A 2,239-nucleotide genomic window follows, 5' to 3' on the forward strand; every position below is an offset into this window, starting at 1 on the left:
TACGGCACGAAGCGCGAGTCGCCGCCGCTCGTAGCGCCGATACTAGGCATCTGCACGCTGTGCGTCGCGTCAAAAATAACCGGTGCAAACTCGCGCATAATCGGCAGCGAGCGCATATCGACGATCAAATTTCCGTAGCCGAAGGTACTGCCGCGCTCGGTGAGCCAAACGCCGTGGCGGCGCGCCAGATCGTGCATCCCTTCGCCGCTCGGCTGCGCGGCGCTTATCGAGCCGTCTTGTGCATTGCAAGTATGAGAGAAGTTTGGCTGCAAGGCGCTTTGCGTTTCGCTTTTGTTATCGCTTTGTGCGGCACAAGGCGTCGCCGTACCTTTAGCGGCATTTTCGGCACCGCTTTTAGCGCCGCAAGTATGAATAAAATTTTGTGCGTCCTGACTGGTACTGCAAGAATTTTGCGCGCTTAGCGCGAAAGAGCTGCTATCTGCGTTGCTTCGAGCGCCGCTTTGCACGCCGCCAATTTCGGTATCGCTAAAGCAGGCGCCGTTTTTCGCGGCGTTTGTATCGCTAGATGCCGCGGCGCTTTGCGGGGTATAAGCCCGTGCGCTGCGAGTTTGCAGCACCTTTTCGACGCTGTGTTTCATCGCCTGCGGCGATAGAAACTGACCCTTTTTGATATTTACTACCGCTTGCGTGCTGGCTGCAGCGACGAGCAGGTCGGTTTGGCGGCATAAAAACGCCGGTATCTGCAGTACGTCGGCGACGCGCGCGGCGGGCTCCGCCTGGTAGCTCTCGTGGATGTCGGTTAAAATTTTATAACCGAACTTTTCCTTTACTTCGGCTAAAATTTCGCAACCGCGCTGCAATCCCGGACCGCGGAAGCTTGAGATGCTGGTGCGGTTAGCTTTATCGAAGCTGCTTTTAAAGTAAAATTCCACCCCGCTCATTTCGTTAAATTTGCGTAAACTTTCCGCGACTTTCATTATTAGCTCGCGACTTTCGATCACGCAGGGTCCTGCGATCAGTATCATGAAATATCCTTTTTTAAAATTTGCGCGATTTTAGCGAAATTTTACTAACTCTTAATAGGGCTTACCGAAAAATTTCTCGTAATGCTCATAAAAGCGCTTGTAGTAGGGGTTTGAGTAGCGTTTGCGCATGCCGTAGTTGTAGCACTCGATCGTGTCTTTGATATTTTTGTCTTTAGCATTCCAGCATTTGCGTAGGATTTTAGCGCATTTGGTGAGATTATACATCGGATTAAATATATAATCGATCTCGTTTTGGCTGAAATTTACGGCGTTTAGCTGCCCGAGCCCTACGTCAATGCTAAAGCCGTCCTCGTACAGATACTTGGCGATCTGCACGGCATAAATTTCGTTTGCCGGTATGATAGTAACGACCCATTTGCTGGAATTTAGGCTGTAGTTGCTCGTCTTGATGCGGATATTTTGATTGCGCAGACCCGCGAAATAATCGGCGTTTGCTTTGTTTGTCAAAAAGGAGATCGTATAGGGCTCGAAGTCGCTTTCGATTTTGACGATGGTGTATAAAATTTCAGGCTTTACCCCTTCGTTTTGCGCTACTGCGGCGATGGCGTTTACGATCTCGTTCGGCGAGTAAGCGGGGGCTTGAAGCGCCAAAGACAGGGCGAAAAGCAACTTTTTCATCTAAATTTACCGAGCCTTTGATAAAATTTTATGTCGCAAGTATAGCACAATTTCAGTCTTTTCATCATTGTTTAAGTGAAAATTAATCGTATTGGATATATAATCACATTTCTTTTTTAAACCCAAACGGTCGCTTAGCTCAGCTGGTAGAGCGCCACCCTTACAAGGTGGATGTCGCAGGTTCGATCCCTACAGCGACCACCATTTTGAAATCCTTGGATTTCATACTTCTTTAACACTTGCGCTGCGAGTGTGATTTTTGGTGCGACGGTAGTTCAGCTGGTTAGAATGCCGCCCTGTCACGGCGGAGGTCGTGGGTTCGAGCCCCATTCGTCGCGCCACTTCTTACGATGTCTTGCTAGCTCAGTAGGTAGAGCATCTCACTTTTAATGAGGGGGTCGTTGGTTCGAATCCAACGCAGGACACCACCCACCCAAATTTTCCCCCTATTTTTAGTTTTTTGATTTTTTTGAAAGCCCTGTTTTGAGGCTTCTTCAAATTTTTTCAAAAAAATTTCAAATGCTAAAAACGCTAGATTATACAGGTAGTTTAAGAGAAACTACTATATATTAAAAAATGTATAGTAGCTCTTAAGCTTGTTAAACTCTTTGGAA

Annotated in this window: 1 protein-coding gene, 3 tRNA genes and 1 pseudogene; 3 read left to right on the forward strand and 2 right to left on the reverse strand. The window is 47.7% G+C overall.

The window, feature by feature from the left end; translation table 11 throughout:
* Both Q0257_RS01950 and Q0257_RS01955 read right to left on the reverse strand, forming a co-directional pair.
* Positions 1 to 986, reverse strand: a pseudogene (locus Q0257_RS01950) (hypothetical protein); the annotation flags it as partial.
* A gap of 51 nt (positions 987 to 1,037) precedes the next feature.
* Complete coding sequence (locus Q0257_RS01955) at positions 1,038 to 1,625, reverse strand: transglycosylase SLT domain-containing protein (protein ID WP_298020909.1); 588 nt, start codon at positions 1,623 to 1,625, stop codon at positions 1,038 to 1,040.
* A 128-nt stretch (positions 1,626 to 1,753) separates the two neighbouring features.
* Here Q0257_RS01955 and Q0257_RS01960 point away from each other — a divergent pair.
* The 3 genes from Q0257_RS01960 to Q0257_RS01970 all read left to right on the forward strand — a co-directional run bounded on the left by Q0257_RS01960 (position 1,754) and on the right by Q0257_RS01970 (position 2,053).
* A tRNA-Val gene (locus Q0257_RS01960) sits at positions 1,754 to 1,829 on the forward strand.
* Between the two features lie 60 nt (positions 1,830 to 1,889).
* Positions 1,890 to 1,966 (forward strand) — tRNA-Asp (locus tag Q0257_RS01965).
* A gap of 11 nt (positions 1,967 to 1,977) precedes the next feature.
* Positions 1,978 to 2,053, forward strand: a tRNA-Lys gene (locus Q0257_RS01970).
* Positions 2,054 to 2,239 lie beyond the last annotated feature (186 nt).

Source organism: uncultured Campylobacter sp., from assembly GCF_938018035.1.
Lineage (GTDB): Bacteria > Campylobacterota > Campylobacteria > Campylobacterales > Campylobacteraceae > Campylobacter_B.